This window comes from Paenibacillus sp. 79R4 (genome assembly GCF_013393165.1).
In the GTDB taxonomy this organism is placed as follows: Bacteria; Bacillota; Bacilli; order Paenibacillales; family Paenibacillaceae; genus Fontibacillus.
The window spans coordinates 74,769-96,086 of record NZ_QJOT01000008.1 but is presented as its reverse complement, the minus strand read 5'-3'; the positions used below and the strand labels follow the sequence as shown (position 1 = coordinate 96,086).

The window sequence follows — 21,318 nt, the reverse complement described above, 5'->3', positions numbered from 1 at the left end:
ATCTACTCCTTCTCCGTTAGACATTTGAGTGTCATATATCCTCTGGCAGCTATCGAGTTGACGGAATCGGGTGTAGGAAGCTCCGCCAAAGTAGTCCGCTGAATTTCAGCGAAGAGTTCAGAGTGAAGCATAACCGGCTCGTCTTCATCCCCGGGGTTAAATAGCCTTAGTACTATACCGTCCCCCTCCTCGCTCCGCTTCAGCGCCGAGAAGAGAACCTTTCCCTCGACCGACAGTAAGGAAAATTCAACCGGCGCCTGGTTTATCGGCTGCGGCAGCTCGAACCGCTCCAGCCGTTCTTCAAAGGTATTAAGCGTCTGAAGGTGGTATGCCGTAGCGTGTCCGATATATTCCTCCGCCATTTTGCTCCATTCCTCCGCACGGAACGGGCCCTCAGCAATATGAAGCGCATAGGCAAAAGATAGCGGCTTTAGAAGCTGGGCATCCGGGGTTTCTACCACCTTGTTATTAATGCCGGAAGCCCGCCCTGGCCGCCAGGCCAAGTCATCCTTACCCAACTGCCCGACGGAGCGAAACAACGTCAGCGCCAGTTCCTCTTCCAAGAGCTCATACTCCTTGAGTCCTTCGGTAATAACGCCAAGCTGACCATCCTGGCCTTCCGCGACTACATAATTCTCCAAGGGATAAATAGGTACCGGCGCTTCAGCAAAGCCTTTCTCCCGCCAATTCTGCCAATGAGGGTTGACCTTCTCCCGCCGCAGCGCAGTAAATGCCTGATCAGCCCAGGTATGCTCTCCTTGATGCCGGAGCAGCACGCGCAAACGGTGATCGCGCACGGAGTTATCCACTACATGCTTCACGCGTACGTAAGCTTCGCCCTGACGCAGCTCGAAGGCCGTTTCTATAACAAGTTCCTGCTCAGCCTTGCCTAATGCCCGCTCATCGATATGATTCGGGACCTTCATCGTATGGCGGACCGTCAATAAACTGCTTAATGCTCCCTGTTTGACATCCACCAGCTCGCAGGTGCTGCCAAAAAGAGAATCCGCCCCGGCAAGCGGCGAGAAGTCGTAAGAATCGCCGGCATCGCCAGCATCCTCAAAGCGCAGCAATCCGGAAATTCTTCTGCCGCTTCTGAGGTCTTCCAATATCATTTCACCATTCTCCCATTCCAGCCGATACATCTCGTTCTGGATCACCGGCTCTCTGACCGGCGCCCAATGCTCCAGTCGCTTGCCTTCTTTAACCCGCAGGGTTGTATACCCCATGGCCGGCACCTCGGTTCTAACCAGAAGTTCCGTCCGGTAATAACCGGGGGCCTTCACTTCTTGCTCGCCTTCCGCGGTGACAAGGACCTGACGCCCCCCGTCGATATAATCCTGTCTCACCACCATGGCTTCCAGAGATGCTCCGGACCTGTCCTGTAACCAAAATTGGCTGTCCCTGGTAAATACTACGATCGGCTGGAGTATTTCCCTATGGCGCGGCAATAAATTGAATACCAGGAGGTCTCCGCCTTCCTCATTGTGTAATGCAGCTCTGGCCAGTTGCTTCTTGAGAACGTTGCACAATCCGTCGATCATCCGCTCGCTTTGGATCAGGCGCATTTCGATGCTGCGGTTCGTATCGTCCGAATTGCAGCCGCCGATGGAATCATGAGCATGCACATCAAACAGCAGCTTCCAGATCCGGTTCATCCACATGACCGGGTATTTGAGGCCAAGCGCTGAAGCGATACAAGCTAATGGCTCCAGCACATACAGGAGCTTGTTCTCCACATGGTAGTTAAGCATCTTCAGATCCACGCGCTGCGAACGGATCGTGCTGTGGATTCGAGCCTTCTGGCCCGCGATAAGCTCGCCTTCAAGGCGTTCTTTGAAGCCTGCTCCACACCATGTCTCTTTCATAAACGCCTCATAATCAGACAATACATATTCCCGGCTGGGATCATGCTGGTTCAGCCATTGCACCGTCTCCGGGAAAGCCGCCCGAATCAGCACCTGATCGCCGCCCGCTGGCAGCAAAATTTGATTCGTCGAGGTATTTTTCTGTTCCAGTGCTTCCAGGATCGGGTTTAAACGCTCGGTGAAGTAAGCAGCCGAAGGTTCCAGAAACTTCCCAGGGCCATAACCAAAATAAATATAGTTGGTCTTCACTTCCTTACCGTCCGGCGACACCCACGTAAAATTAAGATCGCGCGGGACTTGATCGTCATAAACCCCCCGCTGCAAAACGCTGTACTGAATGCCAAACTCCTGAAAAAAAGACGGAAGGTAAGCATTTTGACCGAAAATATCCGGCAAATAACCCACTTTCATAGAATGTCCCATGGCTTCTGCGCCGCGTACACCATACAGCAAGTTACGGATGACCGACTCCCGGTTGACCAGCAGCGAATCCGTCTGTGTAAACCAGGGGCCAATAAAAATCCTCCGCTGGCTTATTAGCGACTTAAGACGCTCGCGGTTTTCCGGACGAACCGCCAGATAATCCTCTATGACGGAAACCTGGGCATCGAAGACATACCCTGGAAAGGATGTCTTTTGCTCCAGCACTTCCAACAGAGCATCCAGATTCTCAACAAGCAATATATTCGAATCTTCTATTGTAAAATACCACTCTCTGTCCCAGTGGGAGTGCGGTACAATATGGACTTTGGATTTGCAGTTCATGATGCGTACCTCCAATGAAATTGAGAAGGCTGTGCTGCCGCACAGCCTGATGTATCTTGTTAAACAGCTCAGCTATCCTTCAATTCTTCACGTTTGATCATGGCATAACGAATAAAGATGTTGGAAAAAGCGATAATGGCGATACCTACCACCAAACCGATAAAGTAAGCCAGGAAATGTTCCACCAGCGGCCAGCCCCAAATAGCTGGCAGCGGGTACCACTGAACGGCGCCAAGTGCGACCGCAGTACAGGAACCAGCGACCGCTCCAATCAGATTAATCGGGATGGTGAGCAGCGGGTTTCTCAGCATGAAGGGAATTGCCCCTTCAGAAATAGCCAGAAATCCGAGCAGAAACGAAGTATTCCCTGCAACACGCAAATCCGGACTAAATACACGCCGCCCTACAACAAACTTGTCAATAATAGTCGCCAGGCCAATGCCGAGCGGCGGAATAACGATGGCCAGCACGCGTGGGGTAAGCGGAAAAATATGATCTGCAGCCATCCCGATCGCGATCGCCCCGGCTGCCTTATTGACAGGCCCGCCAAGGTCAAAGGCGGTTGCCGCCGCGATAACCGCCGACAAGGTAAGCTCGCCGGTCCCCGTCATGCCCTGAATAAAGTCGGCAATCCAGCGGTTCAGCTGGCTGAAGAACGGATCCACCAAGTACTGGTTCAGAATGAATAATAGAAGAATGCTGATACCTGGAATAAGGAGCATCGGCTTCATGGCCGCAAAATTTTGCGATAAGCGGATTTTTTGATTCAAGAAGCGGGCCATGTATCCAGCAGCTAACCCCAATACGAGCGCTCCAAGAAAACCGCTTGGAATTCCACCCTCCACACCCCAAAAGGTGTAATGCATACCGCTGGCGAATACTCCCCCAAGCAGGCCGGACACAATACCAACCCGGTCAGCCAGAGCATAAGCGACAAACATACTGAATACCGGGTACAGGAACTTGAAGATCAGGTTTCCGAAGGCGTCCAGATTGTGCAGGAACTCCTTCAATCCTCCAACTGCCGCGTAGTCCGCGCTGCCGATATCCGCGATTGGAAGCCCCAGACCGTACAGCCAGGTCAATTTGGCGATCCCGAGCATAAGTCCGGCGGCCACCAGCACCGGAATCATATAGGATATCCCGGTCATGACCGCCTGCGCCATTTCACCGATGAGGCCCTTAAATCCCTTCGGGGCTGTTTTGACCGCTGCTTCCTGCACTTCCTCCTTCTCAACAATACCGGAAGGATTCTCAAGCGCCTGCAGCAGCAATTCCTTGCCGTGCCGGAGCGGTTCGGCCACCTTTACTTGAACGTACGGTTTGCCGGCATAACGTCCCCGTTCTTTCACCTTGGTGTCCACGGCAAACAGCACGGCGTCCGCTTGGGCTATCTGCTCTGCCGTATGGCGGTCCTCTTGTCCATTGGCTCCCTGCTTCTCAACCAGCACCGTCACGCCCAGCTCATTCCCCGCTTTCTGCAGAGCTTCAGCTGCCATATAGGTATGGGCAATCCCAGCGGCGCAGGAGGTTACTGCAAGCACAGTGCGTTTAGCGATAGCGCTGCTCTGCTCCGGCGTGCTGTTCTCCTCCGTCCCGTCCAAACTGTTCAGAAAGCTCTCCGGCGACTTGGCTGAATACAATCGCGCACGATAATCCTCATCTACCAGTTTGGCTGACAGCTGAGCCAACAGCCGCACATGTGTCGAGCCCGACTCCGCTGCAGGAATCGCCAGCAGGAAGACCAGGTCTACTTTATTATCGGGATCAATCGACTCCCAGCCTTCAATCGGCGTCTTCAATCGGGCGATCGCCACTTTGGCTTCCTTAACAAGAGCCGATTTGCCATGAGGAATAGCAAGACCATGCTCAAACCCCGTCGGCGAATGTCCCTCCCGTTCGAAGACAACCTGTTTAAATTGTTCTTTAGATTCGACAGCCCCGGCATCTGCCAAAGCGCCAACCAGATGATCAATCACTTCCTCTTTGCTTGACCAGTCAACGTCCAGAAACAACAGATGAGATCCTGTCATTGTTTGAAGCTTCATGTCGTTAAACCTCTCTTCCCCGTAAAATCAGTTATATTACGGCTGTTAACAGCGTTTTCATTTATATAATAACCAAATTTGTTTTTGTATAAGATACAGATCATGTATAATTGTACAATCGTAATAAAGTCGAAATAGCAGGGAGGCCAAGCAGCAAAAATGGGACAGGTACTGGAGCGTTTTGGGACTTACATTGAGCAGCTCAGCAATGCGGAGAAATATGTACTATACTACATTGATAATCACTTTGAGACGGCAAAAAGACAGTCGCTGGTAGAGATGGCGGAAGCTATCAACGTTTCTACCACCACAGTAATCCGTACCTGCAAAAAGCTCGGTCTGACCGGTTTTGCCGATTTACGCTATATTTTGCGTACCTTGAACGATAATAATGCCTTGGACCACCTTTATGTCGTTCAAAAATACGTTCAGCACCTGCACCAGTCGCTTGATAACATCGATCATGAACGGATCAGTCAGATGGCACAGATTATGCTGCACTCCAAAACCATCGTTGTAGTCTCGGTAGGACTTACTAAAGCGCTTGGTGAATATTTTGCCAAAAGGCTGCTGCAAGTACATAAACAGAATATGCATGTATATGAATCACACATCATTGACTTGCTCCCGAATATGCTGCAAAACGGCGATATTGTCGTATTTATTTCAATGAGCGGACAGACGGCCACGCTGGTTAAAGCGGCGGAGAAAATTCGCTTTACCGGCGCACAGATTTTTACAGTAACCAATAACGCCGGAAGCCGCTTGTCCCAGCTGGCCACCCATAACATCAGCACCAGTCTGCCCACGGAATCGTTCTCCGGCTATGATATAACCCCTCGTTCTCCACTCGTTGTGCTTTTGGATATTTTGCTGGAAACCTATATGAAGAAGCTGGCAGAGCGAAAACCGTCTAACAGATACCCCTAGCTGACCGGAAGTTACTGCGAAGGTGCGGCTTTTATTGGGGGAATCTTCTCAGCGCCGCCTTGCCGGCCGGGCCATCCCAGCTCGAAATGATTCACTGCTGCCGTCAAGCTGTGACCACTAATCACCCGCCATTCCCTGCATAAATGCTGCTTTCATCAAGCTAAACGATTTACGGTTCACAAAAGGCAGTCTTTTCAGGTTAAAAGCCTAAAATCCAAGTATATACATATTAATCCTTGCGTTTTTGCAGGGATTTTGTTTGAGATCGGCAATTTCATTTCAAAAAAACCGCACTTTTACAGATTGGGTCCATCCGCTCCCCTCTTTTCCGGCAAGTAGTGCAGACTCGCTGGAGCTTACATATGATAAGAAACTTACTTCCGACAAAGAGGAACTCTCTCTGAGGCTTACAATTAGTGCTATTGTTGAGGCTCAGTAATATAAATAAATAAAGACAGCCAATACCAACCAATAGGCTGCTTGGGTTTGGTGCATGACTGCCAAGCAGGCTGTTGAGCAATTATCAACAATAGGCAGATTCAAAAGGAAGAATATGAACAAGGCCACATACTTTCTTCATATATTGATCTAAACAGGTGGATGATGATCAAGGGGAGGAGTGTTCAAAATGGAGGCCAATTTTGGCGTTATACTTAAATCGCTGCTGCAGGAGAACTCGCTATCCATGCGAAGGCTGAGTGTATTGACGGGAATTGATACGGCGACAATATCTCGTATTGTAAATGGCAAACAGTCGGCCAAGCCGAGCCACCTGAAGTTATTTGCTGAACATCTGCATGTACCGTTGGCAGTGCTCATCGAAGCAGCCATGCTGGACGGCGAAGAATTGGAAAAGGAACGGCTCACCGATCTTCATCACTCCATTAATACGATTCAAGACGTTCTGACTTCCTCCACTAGCTTCGACCCGCAGTTTACAACAGAACGCGTGCAACAGGAATTAGTGAAATACGAGCAATACGCCCAAACGGCTGAAGGCAAGCAAATGATTCGCGATGACTTTCATTCCAAGGTAGAGCAGGTGAATGGTGCCGGACCCTTCATCGAAAAGCTGAATCGAATGTTCGAGCAATATTGTCATGAGGATATATCTCCGGAGGAACAGGCTGTACTCGGCAGCGGACTATTGTATTTCATCTCTGCCGTCGATATCATACCTGATTATTTATTCCCGATTGGCTACGTCGATGACGCGATTGCAGTCCAGCTCGTAATGGAACGGCTATCGCGAATTGATGATTCTGCTTCTTAAATGTATAGCCCCTAAGATAAGCAATGGCTGACCCTTGTTTATCCTAGGGGCTTATGTCTGCCTAAATCATTAAAGCGGAGAAAATATAAGCAAGCAATATTGCAGAAGGCTCAAAATTCGTTGCACTTTTCTCAACACTCCCGAATAGACTGCAACATAATTAACATCCAAGAGGGAGTGAGAACGCTACATGAGTCAAGTTCAAGCGGAAGAGAGTCGTTCCAAGTTCAAAGAAATGGTGGATCGACCAAAAAGAGGACCACGCCGCTTTCTATGGGTCCTATGGGCGCTGCTGGGGCCCGGGTTGCTGGCGGCCATTGCTAATAATGATGCCGGAGGGGTGATCGCCTATGCGGTTACAGGAGCCCACTTCGGCATCGGCCTGTTTGTACCGCTCGTGATTTGCCTGGCCCCGCTGGCATATACGATTCAGGAGATGAGCATGCGGCTGGGGGCAGTCACCCAGGAAGGCTTCTCCAGACTGGCGCTGAGACGGTATGGGCGGTTCTGGGGATACTACCATATCTCTACCTTAGCTTTTGAGAATCTGTTAACGCTGATCACCGAATTTATAGGAATGACGGCCGGATTAGTACTGCTGGGTTTTCCGCTATGGCTAAGCTCTCTGGTCTGCCTGGCGCTTATTATTACCTTTGTTCTGTTCACCGGCTATTGGACTAAAGAACGGATGGCCTTATTCATCGGCGCTCTTAATATTATTTTCCTCGTCGTTGCCGCCATGACTCATCCTAGCATGGCCGATATAGGACGCGCCTTCATCACTTGGAATGTACCTGAATACTTAAAGGATGGACTCGTCTGGTTCATAATCGCTACGATTGGCAATGCAATCGCCCCCTGGATGATCTTCTTTCAAGGCAGCGGGACGATCGATAAAGGCGTTACCGCTAAGGAACTGCGCTTCAGCCGGATCGATACAGCCATTGGCTCAATCATACAGGTGATCATTGCAGCAGGCATTATCATTTGCGGAGCCGCATTGTTCGGTCATGTTCAAAATATGAATGATGCCGGACCGGCCGAGATGATTAGCGCAATAGACCAAGTCGTCGGAAGATGGCCTGCTATTTTATTCGGACTTGGCCTGTTTAATGCAGGGTTCTTAGCCTCTATCACCGTATCTCTCTCTTCATCCTGGAGCATTGCCGAACTGTTCGGCTGGTCCAAGAGCTTGAATGACAAGATTACCGAGGCCCCGAAGTTCTATGCCGTATATATCGGAAGTCTGGTCTTCGCAGCTGCGGCAATTCTGATTCCGAATTTACCGCTGAACCTTATTTCGATTATCACTCAGGTCATCGGCGGCATCCTGATGCTCCCCTTGCTTATATTTATGGTGCTGATGACCAGCGATAAGCGGCTGATGGGAGACTACCGAACCAAGCTGTTCGGGAGAATCTGGGGGTGGTCCATGGTAGGTCTTCTGATCGGCCTGACGGTAGCGACGTTCTGGCAGACCTTCTTCTAAATAAGAAATAAGCTATGAACAGCTTATTTTGCTCAAACTCAAACAGCGCGTACCGTCATCAGGTACGCGCTGTTGTATTGAACATTTTATTAGGTCTACAACGCCTTATCGTCCACTTGGTCCAGCCAATTCTCGATGCTGCCAATAACCGAAGTCACACAACCATCCTCAAATGGAGAGATCAGATCGGCTACCTTGACCAATTCAGTGAAGGATAAGCTGCCGCCTTGACGGCAGAGGCGCAGATAATCCTCCCACGCTTTTTCGCGGTTCTCGTGCATTTTCTTCCAGAATTGAAACGCGCAAATCTGGGCCAACGTGTAGTCAATATAGTAGAATGGGGTCGTATAAATATGACCCTGTTTCTGCCAGAAGCCACCGCGCTCGAAATAATCATTGTCCGCATAATCACGGTGCGGCAAATATTTGCGCTCGATATTGCGCCATGCTTGCTTACGCTCCGCTGGCGTAGCATCCGGATTCTCGTACACAAAATGCTGGAACTCATCGACCGACACGCCGTACGGAATGAAGATTAACCCGCTGGCCAGATGATCGAAGCGGTACTTGTCGGCTTCCTCCTCAAAGAAGAGGTTCATCCACGGCCAAGTGAAAAATTCCATACTCATGGAATGAATCTCACAAGCCTCATAAGTCGGGAAGCTGTACTCCGGTACCTGCAGATGTCTGCTTGTGTACACCTGGAAGGCGTGACCCGCTTCATGGGTCAACACATCGATATCCCCAGACGTTCCATTAAAATTGGAGAAGATGAACGGTGCCCCATACTCGCTAATATACGTACAATAGCCGCCGCTTTGTTTGCCTTTTTTGCTGACCAGATCCATCAGTCCATTATTTTGCATGAAGCTGAAAAATTCATCCGTCTCGGGAGAAAGCTCGGCATACATCTTCTCGCCGCCCGTTACGATCCAGTCCGGATCGCCCTTCGGCGTGGCATTTCCGGACTTGAAGCTGATGTTCTCGTCATAATAGAGCAATTGATCCACTTCAATACGCTGCCGCTGCCGCTCCTTCAGCTTCGTAACGACAGGTACGATATATTTCTGCACTTGATCACGGAAATTAGCGACCATCTCGGCATTATAGTCTGTTCGGCTCATTCTGGCATAAGCCAGCTCAACGAAGTTGTTATAGCCCAGCTTCTTGGCAATTCGCGTCCGTACCTTCACCATATCATCATAGATACGATCGAGCCGATCCTCGTTCTCAGCCAAAAAGCCAGCGCGCGCTTCCTCAGCCCGCTTGCGCAAATCTCGATCCGTAGACTGCATAAAAGGAATCAATTGGGCCAGAGTGCGTTCTTCCCCTTCGAACGGAATTTTCGCCGAGGCGATCAATTGTGTATACTCCGTCTGAAGCTTATTCTCTTGCTGCAGATCCTCAATAATCTCGGGGCTGAATGTCTTAAGTGACAGATCGGCCAGCTGGAATAGCTGCTTGCCCCATTTCTGCTCCAGTTCCGCTCTGAATTTCGATCCTACAAGCGCGCGGTAATAGTCATTAATAAATTCCAGGACGACGGGATCAACCTCGTCATAATAATCGTTCTCCGCCTTATAGAATTCATCGTTCGTATCAATCGAATGGCGAACGCTGGCGATCGTATGCATCGTATCATACTCGCTGCGAAGCTGGTTGATCGCCGTCATCGCCGCATCCTGCTCCTCATAACTTTCTGCAGAAGTGAAGCCGTTCAGGAGCTCCTTGAATTTCACTTCGAACTCTTTGACAACAGGACGCTGATAAGTATATTCGCTGAATTTCATAATCCGACTCTACCCTCTTTCATTATAAGAATAGTGCTATATCTTTAGTTATATTCCACGGTATCCCATGATTTCCTTCACCCGGATTCACCTTACTGGGGCGATTCTGGAAATTAGGTTTGAGACTAAGTTATAATAGATAAAGCTGAGTGATTTAGCTAGGCTATCATTATATACGAAAAGGACGACAGACATGATAGATAATCCAATAGAACAAATGAAGCTGATGCAGAAGAAGATAACTCGATTCCTTATGATGTATAAATTTGCTCTGCAGGAAGTAGAGACGAAGATCGATATTTTACAGGAAGAATTTCAGCTGTTGCATGACTATAATCCAATTGAACATACCAAATCCAGATTAAAATCCCCGGAAAGTATTATGAAGAAGCTGTACCGTAAGGGTGGAATCGGCTCATTGGAGGATATCAAGCATACCATTAAAGATATTGCCGGTATTCGCATTACCTGTTCGTTCATATCGGACATTTACCGGATCAGCGAAATGCTGCAAAATCAGCAGGACCTGACAACCGTATCCGTCAAGGATTACATTAAAGATCCGAAGCCAAACGGTTATAAGAGCCTGCATCTGCTGGTAGAGGTTCCTGTCTTTATGTCCGACCGCGTAGAGCCGGTCTGCGTTGAAATCCAGATCCGCACAATTGCCATGGATTTCTGGGCCAGCCTGGAGCATAAAATCTTCTACAAATGCAATGAGACAGTACCCGATGAGCTATTGAAAGACTTGAAGCTTGCCGCCGACACCGCCTTTGAGCTCGACCAGAAAATGGAGCGGCTTCACAATGAGATCAATGAAATCAAGCTGGCTCACCATTCAGAGACAAACGTTCTTAATGAGCTATTTATAAATAACGAAAAGTTCAAAATCCCCGATCATCTTCTGAAGCTGGCGCTGGAGGCAGGAAGTGAAGATGAGGATTCGCAGCCTGATTCCGAATTGTAACGGTAACATTTGGCTGCTGGAATCGCCAACTGGAGCTCTTGCATGTGACTGAATTTAGTTATGCTTAGTTATACTTAGCTGCCTCTAAGAGACAAGTCCCATTTATTCAGCGATCTATGCAAAGTCTCCGGCCCAGACAGGGCCGGAGACTTTGTCCCTCATTGATTGTCCTAACCTCCATTATGCAGCCTGGAAATGCCAACTTGTGTTGCGGTATTGCCAGGCTGCACAACGCTGTCCATTCTTCCATCAGCTATCAAGCTTATATCCCGTTCCTAACCGGATACCGGATTTCACGGATTTTACCGTGCGCCAGACGAATCTGCCGCTCAGCAAGATCCCCTACCTCCGGCGCATGGGTCACCATAATGATCGTATGCCCCTCCTGATGAAGCTCCCGGAACAATTCGAGCACAATCTTCTCATTAGCCTCGTCCAAATTTCCTGTTGGCTCGTCCGCCAGGATCAAAGAAGGATAATTGATAAGCGCCCTGGCGATGCACACGCGCTGCTGCTCACCGCCGGACAGCTGGCGCGGCAGATGCCGGGCACGACCTTCCAGCCTCACCCGCTTCAGCGCGGCGAGCGCCTCTTTCTCGTCAGGCATGCTGTGGTAATACTGTGCGACCATTACATTTTCAACCGCTGTAAGGTGTGGAACGAGATGAAACTGCTGAAAGACGAGTCCAATCTTGTCTCTGCGGATTTCCGTCAGCTTCCTGGCGCTAAGCGAGGTAGTGTCGGTGCCTTCAATACGGATCGTGCCGGAGGTTGGCTTATCCAGCAGTCCGATCATGTTCAGCATCGTGCTTTTGCCGGATCCCGAGGAGCCCATAATGGACAGCCATTCGCCTGGCCCCACTGAAAAGGTGATATCTTGAAGCGCATGCAGATGGCCATAGATCTTGCTCACTCCGGTTATATCCAAAATACTCATTGCATTGCCTCCTTACTTTGCTTACTCTCCCTTAAGCACCACGGCCGGCTCAACGCCGATGACCGATCGCAGCGGAATCATGGACGCAAGGCCGGCAACGGCGAGCGACACGAATACGACGAGCGGGATCACCGCAGCGCGGAAGGAGATTGAGGACTGGAACACGCTGTGTCCGATCACCTGGGCAAGAAGATAGCCGCAACACAGGCCGGCCACGCTGCCGATAAGTCCAAGCACAGCGGCTTCACTCAGGAACTCCAGGGATAATGCTCTGTTACCCGCACCCAGCACCTTTTTTAGTGCGATTTCCTGCCTGCGCTCCATAACCATCGTCATCATCGTTGTGGCCACACAAAGCAAGGTCGAGAGCAGAATAATTACAACCACGATATAGACAAGCGAGCGGATCTTATCAAGCAGCGACGCTTCGGAGCCGGAAATCTGCTTGATCGGATGAAGCTCCATATCTGGGAACTGCATATTAATTGCGGAAGCAGCCTTCTCCAGCCCTTCTCCGGCGACGCTAAGGTAAGCAGCATTCGCAGACGATTCCTGGGCAAAGAGCTTCTGCGCATCCCCAAGGCTGATGAATATCTGATTATCCTCCGTGCCACCGCTGTTGATGACAGCCTCTACCGTCACATTCAACTCGTTCCCGCTGATCTCGTCTTTCAGTGGTAGAACCGTGCCAGCTTTATAGCCAAGCTTCTTCGAGACTGCCTTGCCGACCAGAGCGATTCCTGTAGCATTGCGATCCGCGGAATATTCGCCAGTAACCTCCCAATATGGAGTGATGTTCGGAATTTGATCCAGCCAGGTACCTACGATAACCAACCGCTGGGAATGAATCTGCGCCAGTCCGTAAAGATTAGGCGTATATCCGACTACACTTTTTTGGGGAAACTGTTCAACGACAGCCTGGGCTGTACTGAGCGAAAAAACCTTCTGCCGGGATTCCGTCCCCGGCGTCAGGATCAGGTTGGCCCCATAGGAGCGGAACTCCTTCCCCATCTTAATGTTGATATCGTAATAAACGTTTAGCAGCCCCGAAATAACGGCCGTTCCTACCACGATAGCAAACAGGGCAATGAGCATTCTTGATCTTCTTTGCCGGAAGGAGCTTCCCAGCATGCGATAGAACATTCGCGATTTGTTCATCATCCCCTAGCTGCCTCCTCTCATGACATGAGCCGGTTGGAGCCGGATAACCATGCGTATTGCCGAGATGCTTCCAGCCAGGGTCAGCAGCACGGAGAGAAGCAGGACAAGCGGGAGAACTATTCCCTTGTAGGAAAGCGTGGCGTTAAATACAGTCCGGTCAATGATATGAGCGAAGCCAAGTCCGGCCCCATAACCCAACATCCCTCCAAGTATTCCTGAGATCAGCGCTTCAGCCAGAAATAACAGCAGGACCGCTGAACTGTGAGCGCCTAGCGCCTTCATCAGACCGATCTCCTTCGCCCGCTCCAGCACCTTGGTCGTCATCAGGCCGGAAATCCCCAGTCCCGAACTGATCAGGGCCGCCGCGGTCAGGATGAACATCAGAAGCTGGATCTTCGTTAAAATAATACCTTCGGACTCCGCCACCTGGCGGATAACCTTGGCTTCCGAGCCTGGCAGAGCTTTCTCGATCTGGTACGCAATCGCACTTACGTATGCAGTGCAGTACCAAGTCTCGTAATCCTTGGCCGACAGCCGGTCCGGGTTCTTTGCCGCCCGTCGCGCCAGCTCGTTCTCCGGAGTGGTCAATGCGCTTACCTCGACCTTGGCCACTTTGCCCGACAGACCGGTTGTCCGCTGCAGCGTATTTAAAGGAACAAAGATTTTCTCATCGTCCGTTCCCCCGCTGCTTACAACCCCGCTGACTTTAAGCGGCAGCTCCCGGCTTCCTTCACTCGTCTCAATCGATATAGATAAGGACTGTCCAGCGCTGATCCCGAGCTGATGAGCCAATGAAGCGCCCACAATAGCCGCGTCGCTCGCCTCATCTGTAATCCATTCTCCTTCGACCTGCCACCATGGCTTCAGTTCCCGAATCCCCGTCTCGATGCGTTCCCCTGTTGGCAAATCCAGCGTCTTGTTGAACCACGTGCCTACTACCGCAATTGGATGGCTCCGTCCCTCGGCTGCGGCAGACACTTCAAGATAAGGCGTAAAAGCTACAATATTGTACGCCCAGAAGATCGTCTTGATCTTGGGCAGCTCAGCTTCCTCAATAAATTGCCGGTCTGCGAGCGGATTAAAATCAACGCCGTCAATCTCGGCAGGCAAAGCGTCCGCTTCGGGTACGATAAGCATATTCGCACCATACGTCTTCAGTTCACGGTTCATTTTGTCGCCGACATCAAGCGAAACATTTAACATGGCCGTAGCGAGCGAGGCACCGAAGGCAATGGTAAGAATTAGCAGAACCTTGCCTTTGAAGCCAACCGTAAACGCCTTGGCGAGCATTCTAAAAAACATCTTCCCATCCCCCATCTTGCGAAGCCAAGCTAGTTATTCAAACAGACTCTCCTGATGGAAAGTGGCGGTCTCTTTCTCCAAATCGGCGCTGGCGATGACCAGATTGCCTTCGTTCATCTGGTAAGGGAGCGGAATCGGATTACAGCCGCCTTCAAAGCCAATCGTCGGAATATTCATAATAACATCGCATTTCCGGCAGATGACTTTGCCGTTCTTCTGGTAATATCCCGTGGAGCCGCATATTTTGCAGGCATCAAAGCCGACGCCATAGGTCGTCTCTGATTTGCGGATAATGATGAACCGGACCATCGTGCCATCGGCCGCAGTATAACCGAAGCGATGAAGGTTCCGGTCATCAACGGAAGCGCGCGGAATTACGATATTATGGTTATGATCGGGCGCAACGGGTTCGGCCGGAGACAGCTCCACCGTCTTGCCGGCCAAGTACGCATCGAGGCCGATTAGGCCGGGAAGCATAATCAACAGGCTGACGATGGCGGCGGCCCAGCGCTTCCTGCTGCGCTCACCGGCCTTGAACTTGCGCTGTACCGCTGGGTTCCAATCCGTGGAGAGGCGCTCTCTGCGCCGCAGGAAGGATGCAACAGCCAATAAAGTCCATACTAAAGATACAGCGATCAGCGCATAGATGTACTTGTCCATGTTGTTAATTAACGGCACCAAAATCTTCATAGCCCGCGGAGTTAAAGGAAAAACACCCCGAGCAAACAAAATCTGTACGATCGTCGAAAGCTGGTTCGCCATCAGAACGATGATTAGAGCGGTGCTGCCAATTGCAATGCTTCCAACCGATAAGGTACGGGTATTCTTGAGGAAGGCCAGCGCAAACAGGAAGCACAAGACACCTCCAAGCACACCGCCGGCAAACTTAAGGATCAGCTCGGTATTAACCACGCTGTAGGTTTGAATAAAAATATTGCTGGGAAACTGCAGTATTTTCATAAACGGCAGAAGGGTCAGCGTGCCTGAGGTCAGAAAAACTATGGCGATCTCCAGCGTTTTTCTGCTGAATAATGGTCCGGATGCTTCGCTTGATGCGCTGCCCCGGCGAAGACGTCTCAGTAACCAGACGTAGCAGACCAGTTCCGTTATAAGACCTACTGCCATCGCCCAGCCTGTAAATCTTTCCTTTTTAGGGCCGGACAGAACCATTACGTATAATACGAGCCATCCGGTTAGCAAGGCGGCAGCTGCACCGCAGGCAAGCCATCTGGACAAATACATCTTGGCTGTACGGCGCAGCCAAATGATCATGATTGCGAGAATCAACGCTGCTTCGAACCCGCTGCCAAGAATTAATGCAACAGCTTTTAACATTTATCTCTCACCACACTCTTTGGTCTAAACCCCTTGATCCGCTTTGAAAACAGCGATCTTACCAAGTTCTAGGTACCCATGAGAATTCCCAAGTCAATTCGATCGGTTCCTGCCAGAAACGGCCTTTCACGCCAGTGGCATCATCCGTGTGCAGCAGGTAATCCATTTTCTCCGGAGATTCGATCACATACGTCAGCACGTATTCCCCTGCGCCCGCCAGCTTGACGTTAGCCCCGTAATGCGCGCCATCGGAGGCATTCATCGGCATAAAGGTTCCTTCAGACACGACCTTGTCGCTATCCTTGGCTTTGATCTGATAATGAACCGTCAGGTAAGGGATGAATTCCCCAATTCCGAAGCCAGTCGCATTGCCCTCCAAGGCGGCGATATCTGCTTCCAGGTGGAAGTCCGATTGGGAAGCGGGAAGTCCAGCTTTATCGGAAGGCTCCATGTCTACCGGCTGCAAGTAAATGGCTCCAACCTTGATTCCTTCGACCTCCTGCTCTTCACCGATCGGAAACTCCTCAAACTCCGCTGCCTCTTCGTTGGCCGCTGAATTTACTGCCGAATTGTTGTTTCCGGTATGAGTCGCCTGATTATCGTTGCTGCTACCGGTGCCGCATCCTGCCACAACCAGGGAGAACACCGCTGCGAATATTGATAACATCAGAACTTTGCGTATTTTTTTCATTTCATAACACTCCTGTATTTTTATTTGAATTTATGAACACTTGAATTAGCCAGCTTTTCGCTTGCCACCCGCCACGGCCGCGCTCCGACGGGAGGAGAGCGCATACCATACGAAGCCGATGGCCGTAGCAACCAGCAAAATGCCTTGTGCAACCAGGCTTTCTACCGTCGGGTATATCCCCAGCAGTCCGATCACCGGGAATCCCGGAATGGTTGACGCACTGATCATTTGGCCCGCCTGCAGCTCCGTGATGGCTTCTCCGGCAAACATGAAGGCCAGATAATACATCAGGATACTTGTCCCTATAAAGAACGGCTTGAGCGGGACACGCATGCTTCCATAACGGATGATCAGAAAAACTGCAACCAGCGCCACCGCGCCGCCTAAAAAGCCAAAGCCGATCATGCTGACACCGGCCCGGTCTTGTCCGGTCACCAGCGCCTGATAGAACAGCACGGTTTCCGCGCCCTCTCTATACACGGCAAGGAATGCTGCAAGCCATAAGGTTAATGTGTTGCCGGAAGTCACCGAGGTTTGAACCTTGCCTTCTATGTAGTTCTTCCATCGTTTGGCATCGGCTTTGCCGATGAGCCAAAAGCTTACGGAGAACAACACAACTACAGCGATCAGCATTGTGATTCCTTCAAGATTCTCCTGACTTGCCCCGCTGATATTAAACAGGTACTTCAGCCCGATGGCGGTAAGTACGCTTGCCCCAAGAGCGAACAATGCGCTCTGATAAATGACCCGTACCTTGTCCTGATTGCCGGATTTAATAAGATAAGCGATAATTGCCGCGATGACCAGGATCGCCTCGATACCCTCACGGAGGATAATGCCAAAGGAGGACAGGAATAAGCCAAACGGACCGCTGCTGGACTTGCTCAGCGTCTGCGCATCATCCCGGAGCATACTCACCAGCTCCGACATCCTCTGCTTAACGTCCGCCTCAGATGCGCCTGCAGTCATCGCTTTCCGGATCTGGCGGAATTCCTCCTCGATAATCGCGTTGCGCTTTGAGGAGATATTGTATTTCACCGCCTTCTCCATTTGTCCGCTCTCATACGGCCCATAATAGGCATTGTTCACCTGAGTCTTCGCCTCAGCGACGTCCCCACTGACATAGGTCTTCAACGCCTGCTGCAGCGTATTCTCAATCTGGTCCACTACCTTATTCCAATTGCTGTCCGCCGCATAAACCCGGCCTGGTATGATCCATACCAGCAGCAGCATCAAGATCAGTCCGGTTCTCCAAAACCGAATCTGCAAGTTAATCCCCCCTTTGCTGGCGAGCATATAACTGCCTCTCACCTAATTGATAATGATAATCATAATCATTTATGGGGTTATTTTAATGAATATGTACAAGAAAAATATGTGAAAAACATCACATTAATGAGCTAAAGCAGAAAAAAATAACAATCGCTGAACTATAACACGAAAAAAAGAGCGTCCGCGGTCCGGCATACTCGCCGTTCTTATGGGCACTCCCTGTTCATTTCAAAGCATTCCTTCGAGTTTATACGGTTCTCCCCCGCCGAATGGCAATTTCAAGTTTGGCTGCCTGCATCTGTGGGTTGTTCACTTTATGAATATCTGCCTGTAAATAGGCACCTCAACACAATCCTGTTATGTATGAATCCATGAGTACGCTTGGAACCAAACCGGACTTGGACACCCGTGACAGTAGAGGTGACAATAGGGTATTGTTCAATTAAGAGTATGCCAGAGGAAGATAAATTTCGAATATCGTCCCCTCCCCTATCGTACTGCTTACTCCAATTGTTCCTCCATGGTCATTCACGATCTGTTGGCTGACCGCCAACCCCAAACCGGTACCTTTCTCCTTCGTGGTAACAAAGGGTTCAAACAGTCTCTCACGCACCTCTGCGGCAATACCATTGCCATTATCACCAATCGCAAACTTGGCGAATTCCCCTTCTTTCTCCATTCGAATTTGGATTATTCCGGGGCGTCTTCCTTGCAGATCAGCCACGGATTCAGCAGCATTTTTGATCAAATTCAACATAACCTGCTTAATCAGCTTCAGATCGATCAGAAGCGGCAGACTCTCTTCGGCAGCTATAAGCTCTATCTCACAATTCATCACAAAGGCCTGGCTGCTCGCTAAAGTCCCTAATTCTCCAAACAGTTCTGAGCCTTCTATCATTATTCTCTCTGGGGGCCTCAGCCTGGAATAAGTCATGAAGTCCTGCAGCATTTCACAAGCCTTATCAATCTCCAGCAAAATGACGCGGGCATATTCTTCTCGGCCGATGGTTCTGAAATGGGGCTGCAAAAGCTGAATAAATCCCCGAGTTACTGTCAAAGAGTTACGCACCTCATGCATGATCACTGCCGACATATTGCTGTTCAGCGCGGGATTACCATCCACACAGACCACCTGCTCCGTTTTTTTACAATCATATAGAATTTCCAACGCAACTTGAAACATTAAGGATTCCTCCCCGTCTTAGAAAATGGTTTTCCAAAAATAGAAGGAGTTTCAATAGATATGCACCTTCACTTTAGCATCCCTCGGCCCCCTAAAATTACAACTTGTTCCAAATCAATTCATATTGGTACTCAATTAAGATTTTGGGACAATAAACAGCTTATGTACCTATAGAAAAAGCCTCGTAATCTTCCGAATCCTGAATCCGGTCTTCCATCCATCTTGGAATATGAAGCTTAACCGTAAATACTCTAGTCGGCTGATCCACTTCGACAAGAACCACTCCGCCCATCCCCTCGATTATTTCGTTAACAATGCCCATACCGAACCCATGGTTATGCTCATCGGACTTGGTCGTGTACAATTTGCCCTGCACCAGTTTGACCTCCCCATGAAAGGAATTCATCACCTCAACGTATACCCAATCCTGGCTCGTATGACCTCTAACTTTTAGAAAACGCTCAGAATGACTGGAGATCTTGCTGCAAGCTTCAAACGCATTCCGGAACAGATTGGAGAATACACGAATTATATCCACATTTTTAAGCCCGATATGCTCCGGTACAGGCAGCAGTGCGAAAAAGTCAATATGATTCTGCTCGCAAAGCTGGGCTACCTCCTGGAGCATTGCATCGAGAATCAGGTGATTGGAATAGGACTTATAGTTCCTTCTGGTCCATTTCTCGGTCTCTTCAATCTCATTGATTAACTGAACGGCCTTCTCGGTCTCCTGATTGTTCAGCAGCAGCTTTACCGAGTTCATTAGGCTGGCATAGTCATGTCTGAAAGTGCGGAATTCTTCAATAAAGGTCTGATAAGCGTTATAGTGCTGTATCTGCCTTTCAAGCTGCTCATGCAGCTCTGTTGTATATTGTTCATATTCAAATAAAGCGGAGGTTCGAACCGCATGTCTCAGAATCATATAAAGTCCAAACTTGCTAATCATACAGGATATGCCATACAGCATATAGAACCAGACCGTCGTCATCTCCATAAAATAGCTGGTCGAAATAAATTTAAGATAGACGATCCAAATCAGCAGGTGAATCAAAAGCTTTTTAAGTTGTTCCCGGTTATTCATCAGTTGCTTCATTCTTGAGACAGGGACAACCTTCTTTCCAAACAGGGAGCATAACAGAGAGGAAGTTAACATCGACAGCCATAATAAGATCTGCCAGGCCGCATCGAGCTGCAGAAGATTGCTGATAATGTCGCCGAATAGGAATACAGAGATGAAATCCAGAATTCCCCGGGTGCTGTTGATCATAAACAGATATAAAATAACCAGGAAAAAAATCTGCAATAGGTTCACCGTGAATAAGAGATAAATTGAGAGAATCATAGAAGCGGTAAACCATAATTCACCGATATCAAATGAATTAAAAAGACTCGATATTGTACCAATACCGAGATTAACAGTAGCAACTAAGGCGAGGCGGCCCCGATATGCAGTTTTAACAGGAAATATTTTTCTGATATATAGCAGTATAAGAGAATTATTGGTAGAGAAAACAACGATCGCTATCCCTGAAAAAAGCATGCAGACCTCCTCGCATCATACCAGCCTGTGGATATTGAATTGAGATATGTACTCTGAAAACATCTGCCTGACCATCTTCATGTAAGTTACGCCCACGGGAATAATCTCCCCCGTTTTAAGCAGCAGATGACGGGGCTGAAATTTGGAGATATACGGCATGGAGACAAGATAAGAGCGATGGACGCGTATAAAGTTTTTGTTCTGAAGCTGCTGCTCTACCTGATCCATTGTCCCGTAGAATTCAGCGGTATCCGTGCCGTTGTAATGAACCATAATAATTCTCTTCCAAATTTCGAAATAAGAAATATCCTTGATGGGGATCAACTGCTTGGTGTTCCCTACCTCGCATAAGAACATGCTGGCAGCTTTTTTCTCTGACAGGGCTACAGCGCGCAAAAAAACCTCCTCAAACCTCTCCACTGAAGTTGAAGACTTCAACAGATATTGAACTGGCGATATGTCAAATGCGTCATATACATAGTCCTCGCTGGTGGTTAAAAAGATGATTTCAGCTTGGCACCCACTTTCACGGAGCTGTCTAGCCGCCTCAATGCCGTTCATCGATCCCATGAGTATATCCATATAGATAATCGCCGCCTGATTTGGCGACTCAGACAAATGAAACAACAAAGCCTCGCTGCTGATAGAGGTGAACAATGTAATTTCTACATTGTGCCTTTTTGCAATATCGGTAATCCAACGGCCATACTTCTCGATTGTGTCCTCGTTATCATCACATAAATATATTGTTATCAAATCCATTCACC

16 protein-coding genes are annotated in these 21,318 nt (G+C 49.3%); 4 read left to right on the top strand and 12 right to left on the bottom strand.

Annotated features, from left to right (window positions below):
- Positions 1-2: 2 nt before the first annotated feature.
- Entirely contained in the window at positions 3-2,633 is a 2,631-nt protein-coding gene (locus DMN77_RS13155; protein WP_179015364.1) for a glycoside hydrolase family 38 N-terminal domain-containing protein, read from the bottom strand.
- A gap of 68 nt (positions 2,634-2,701) precedes the next feature.
- Complete coding sequence (locus tag DMN77_RS13150; RefSeq protein WP_179015362.1) at positions 2,702-4,681, bottom strand: fructose-specific PTS transporter subunit EIIC; 1,980 nt, start codon at positions 4,679-4,681, stop codon at positions 2,702-2,704.
- Between the two features lie 159 nt (positions 4,682-4,840).
- On the opposite strand from DMN77_RS13150, the gene DMN77_RS13145 reads away from it, so the two are divergent.
- From DMN77_RS13145 to DMN77_RS13135, 3 genes are all read left to right on the top strand, one after another.
- Positions 4,841-5,611: a MurR/RpiR family transcriptional regulator gene (locus DMN77_RS13145; RefSeq protein WP_179015361.1), complete on the top strand. Its 771-nt coding sequence runs from the start codon at positions 4,841-4,843 to the stop codon at positions 5,609-5,611.
- 628 nt (positions 5,612-6,239) lie between these two features.
- Complete coding sequence (locus DMN77_RS13140) at positions 6,240-6,884, top strand: DUF1232 domain-containing protein (protein ID WP_068782644.1); 645 nt, start codon at positions 6,240-6,242, stop codon at positions 6,882-6,884.
- Between the two features lie 190 nt (positions 6,885-7,074).
- Positions 7,075-8,373, top strand: coding sequence for an NRAMP family divalent metal transporter (locus DMN77_RS13135; protein ID WP_068782645.1), 1,299 nt, complete (start codon positions 7,075-7,077; stop codon positions 8,371-8,373).
- A 95-nt stretch (positions 8,374-8,468) separates the two neighbouring features.
- Here the strand turns inward: DMN77_RS13135 and DMN77_RS13130 are convergent, their stop codons facing one another.
- The gene (locus DMN77_RS13130; protein WP_179015359.1) at positions 8,469-10,163 is read right to left on the bottom strand and encodes a M3 family oligoendopeptidase; all 1,695 of its coding nucleotides are present in this window, start codon (positions 10,161-10,163) and stop codon (positions 8,469-8,471) included.
- 193 nt (positions 10,164-10,356) lie between these two features.
- On the opposite strand from DMN77_RS13130, the gene DMN77_RS13125 reads away from it, so the two are divergent.
- A complete protein-coding gene (locus DMN77_RS13125) occupies positions 10,357-11,130 on the top strand; it encodes a GTP pyrophosphokinase (protein ID WP_068782647.1) in 774 nt (257 codons plus the stop codon).
- 262 nt (positions 11,131-11,392) lie between these two features.
- On the opposite strand, the gene DMN77_RS13120 is transcribed toward DMN77_RS13125, so the two are convergent.
- From DMN77_RS13120 to DMN77_RS13080, 9 genes are all read right to left on the bottom strand, one after another.
- Complete coding sequence (locus DMN77_RS13120) at positions 11,393-12,067, bottom strand: ABC transporter ATP-binding protein (protein WP_179015358.1); 675 nt, start codon at positions 12,065-12,067, stop codon at positions 11,393-11,395.
- A gap of 21 nt (positions 12,068-12,088) precedes the next feature.
- A complete protein-coding gene (locus tag DMN77_RS13115) occupies positions 12,089-13,228 on the bottom strand; it encodes an ABC transporter permease (RefSeq protein WP_179015356.1) in 1,140 nt (379 codons plus the stop codon).
- Positions 13,229-13,231: 3 nt separating this feature from the next.
- A complete protein-coding gene (locus DMN77_RS13110; protein ID WP_179015355.1) occupies positions 13,232-14,530 on the bottom strand; it encodes an ABC transporter permease in 1,299 nt (432 codons plus the stop codon).
- Between the two features lie 33 nt (positions 14,531-14,563).
- Positions 14,564-15,865 carry a Fe-S-containing protein gene (locus tag DMN77_RS13105; RefSeq protein WP_179015353.1) on the bottom strand — a complete coding sequence of 434 codons (1,302 nt, stop codon included), beginning with the start codon at positions 15,863-15,865 and terminating at the stop codon, positions 14,564-14,566.
- Between the two features lie 58 nt (positions 15,866-15,923).
- The gene (locus DMN77_RS13100) at positions 15,924-16,556 is read right to left on the bottom strand and encodes an iron transporter (RefSeq protein WP_068782651.1); all 633 of its coding nucleotides are present in this window, start codon (positions 16,554-16,556) and stop codon (positions 15,924-15,926) included.
- A 45-nt stretch (positions 16,557-16,601) separates the two neighbouring features.
- Positions 16,602-17,825 (bottom strand): FTR1 family iron permease, encoded by a 1,224-nt coding sequence (locus DMN77_RS13095; protein ID WP_179015351.1) that lies wholly within the window; start codon positions 17,823-17,825, stop codon positions 16,602-16,604.
- A gap of 445 nt (positions 17,826-18,270) precedes the next feature.
- Positions 18,271-19,011: a sensor histidine kinase gene (locus DMN77_RS13090; RefSeq protein ID WP_068782652.1), complete on the bottom strand. Its 741-nt coding sequence runs from the start codon at positions 19,009-19,011 to the stop codon at positions 18,271-18,273.
- Positions 19,012-19,171: 160 nt separating this feature from the next.
- Entirely contained in the window at positions 19,172-20,314 is a 1,143-nt protein-coding gene (locus DMN77_RS13085) for a sensor histidine kinase (protein WP_179015350.1), read from the bottom strand.
- 252 nt (positions 20,315-20,566) lie between these two features.
- Complete coding sequence (locus DMN77_RS13080; protein ID WP_218652961.1) at positions 20,567-21,313, bottom strand: LytR/AlgR family response regulator transcription factor; 747 nt, start codon at positions 21,311-21,313, stop codon at positions 20,567-20,569.
- Positions 21,314-21,318 lie beyond the last annotated feature (5 nt).

What these genes read in the sequence shown, in the direction of transcription:
- DMN77_RS13155 (WP_179015364.1), bottom strand. Translation starts at nt 2,633, where the DNA reads ATGAACTGCAAATCCAAAGTCCATATTGTACCGCACTCCCACTGGGAC.
- DMN77_RS13150 (WP_179015362.1), bottom strand. Translation starts at nt 4,681, where the DNA reads ATGAAGCTTCAAACAATGACAGGATCTCATCTGTTGTTTCTGGACGTT.
- DMN77_RS13145 (WP_179015361.1), top strand. Translation starts at nt 4,841, where the DNA reads ATGGGACAGGTACTGGAGCGTTTTGGGACTTACATTGAGCAGCTCAGC.
- DMN77_RS13140 (WP_068782644.1), top strand. Translation starts at nt 6,240, where the DNA reads ATGGAGGCCAATTTTGGCGTTATACTTAAATCGCTGCTGCAGGAGAAC.
- DMN77_RS13135 (WP_068782645.1), top strand. Translation starts at nt 7,075, where the DNA reads ATGAGTCAAGTTCAAGCGGAAGAGAGTCGTTCCAAGTTCAAAGAAATG.
- DMN77_RS13130 (WP_179015359.1), bottom strand. Translation starts at nt 10,163, where the DNA reads ATGAAATTCAGCGAATATACTTATCAGCGTCCTGTTGTCAAAGAGTTC.
- DMN77_RS13125 (WP_068782647.1), top strand. Translation starts at nt 10,357, where the DNA reads ATGATAGATAATCCAATAGAACAAATGAAGCTGATGCAGAAGAAGATA.
- DMN77_RS13120 (WP_179015358.1), bottom strand. Translation starts at nt 12,067, where the DNA reads ATGAGTATTTTGGATATAACCGGAGTGAGCAAGATCTATGGCCATCTG.
- DMN77_RS13115 (WP_179015356.1), bottom strand. Translation starts at nt 13,228, where the DNA reads ATGATGAACAAATCGCGAATGTTCTATCGCATGCTGGGAAGCTCCTTC.
- DMN77_RS13110 (WP_179015355.1), bottom strand. Translation starts at nt 14,530, where the DNA reads ATGTTTTTTAGAATGCTCGCCAAGGCGTTTACGGTTGGCTTCAAAGGC.
- DMN77_RS13105 (WP_179015353.1), bottom strand. Translation starts at nt 15,865, where the DNA reads ATGTTAAAAGCTGTTGCATTAATTCTTGGCAGCGGGTTCGAAGCAGCG.
- DMN77_RS13100 (WP_068782651.1), bottom strand. Translation starts at nt 16,556, where the DNA reads ATGAAAAAAATACGCAAAGTTCTGATGTTATCAATATTCGCAGCGGTG.
- DMN77_RS13090 (WP_068782652.1), bottom strand. Translation starts at nt 19,011, where the DNA reads ATGTTTCAAGTTGCGTTGGAAATTCTATATGATTGTAAAAAAACGGAG.
- DMN77_RS13080 (WP_218652961.1), bottom strand. Translation starts at nt 21,313, where the DNA reads ATGGATTTGATAACAATATATTTATGTGATGATAACGAGGACACAATC.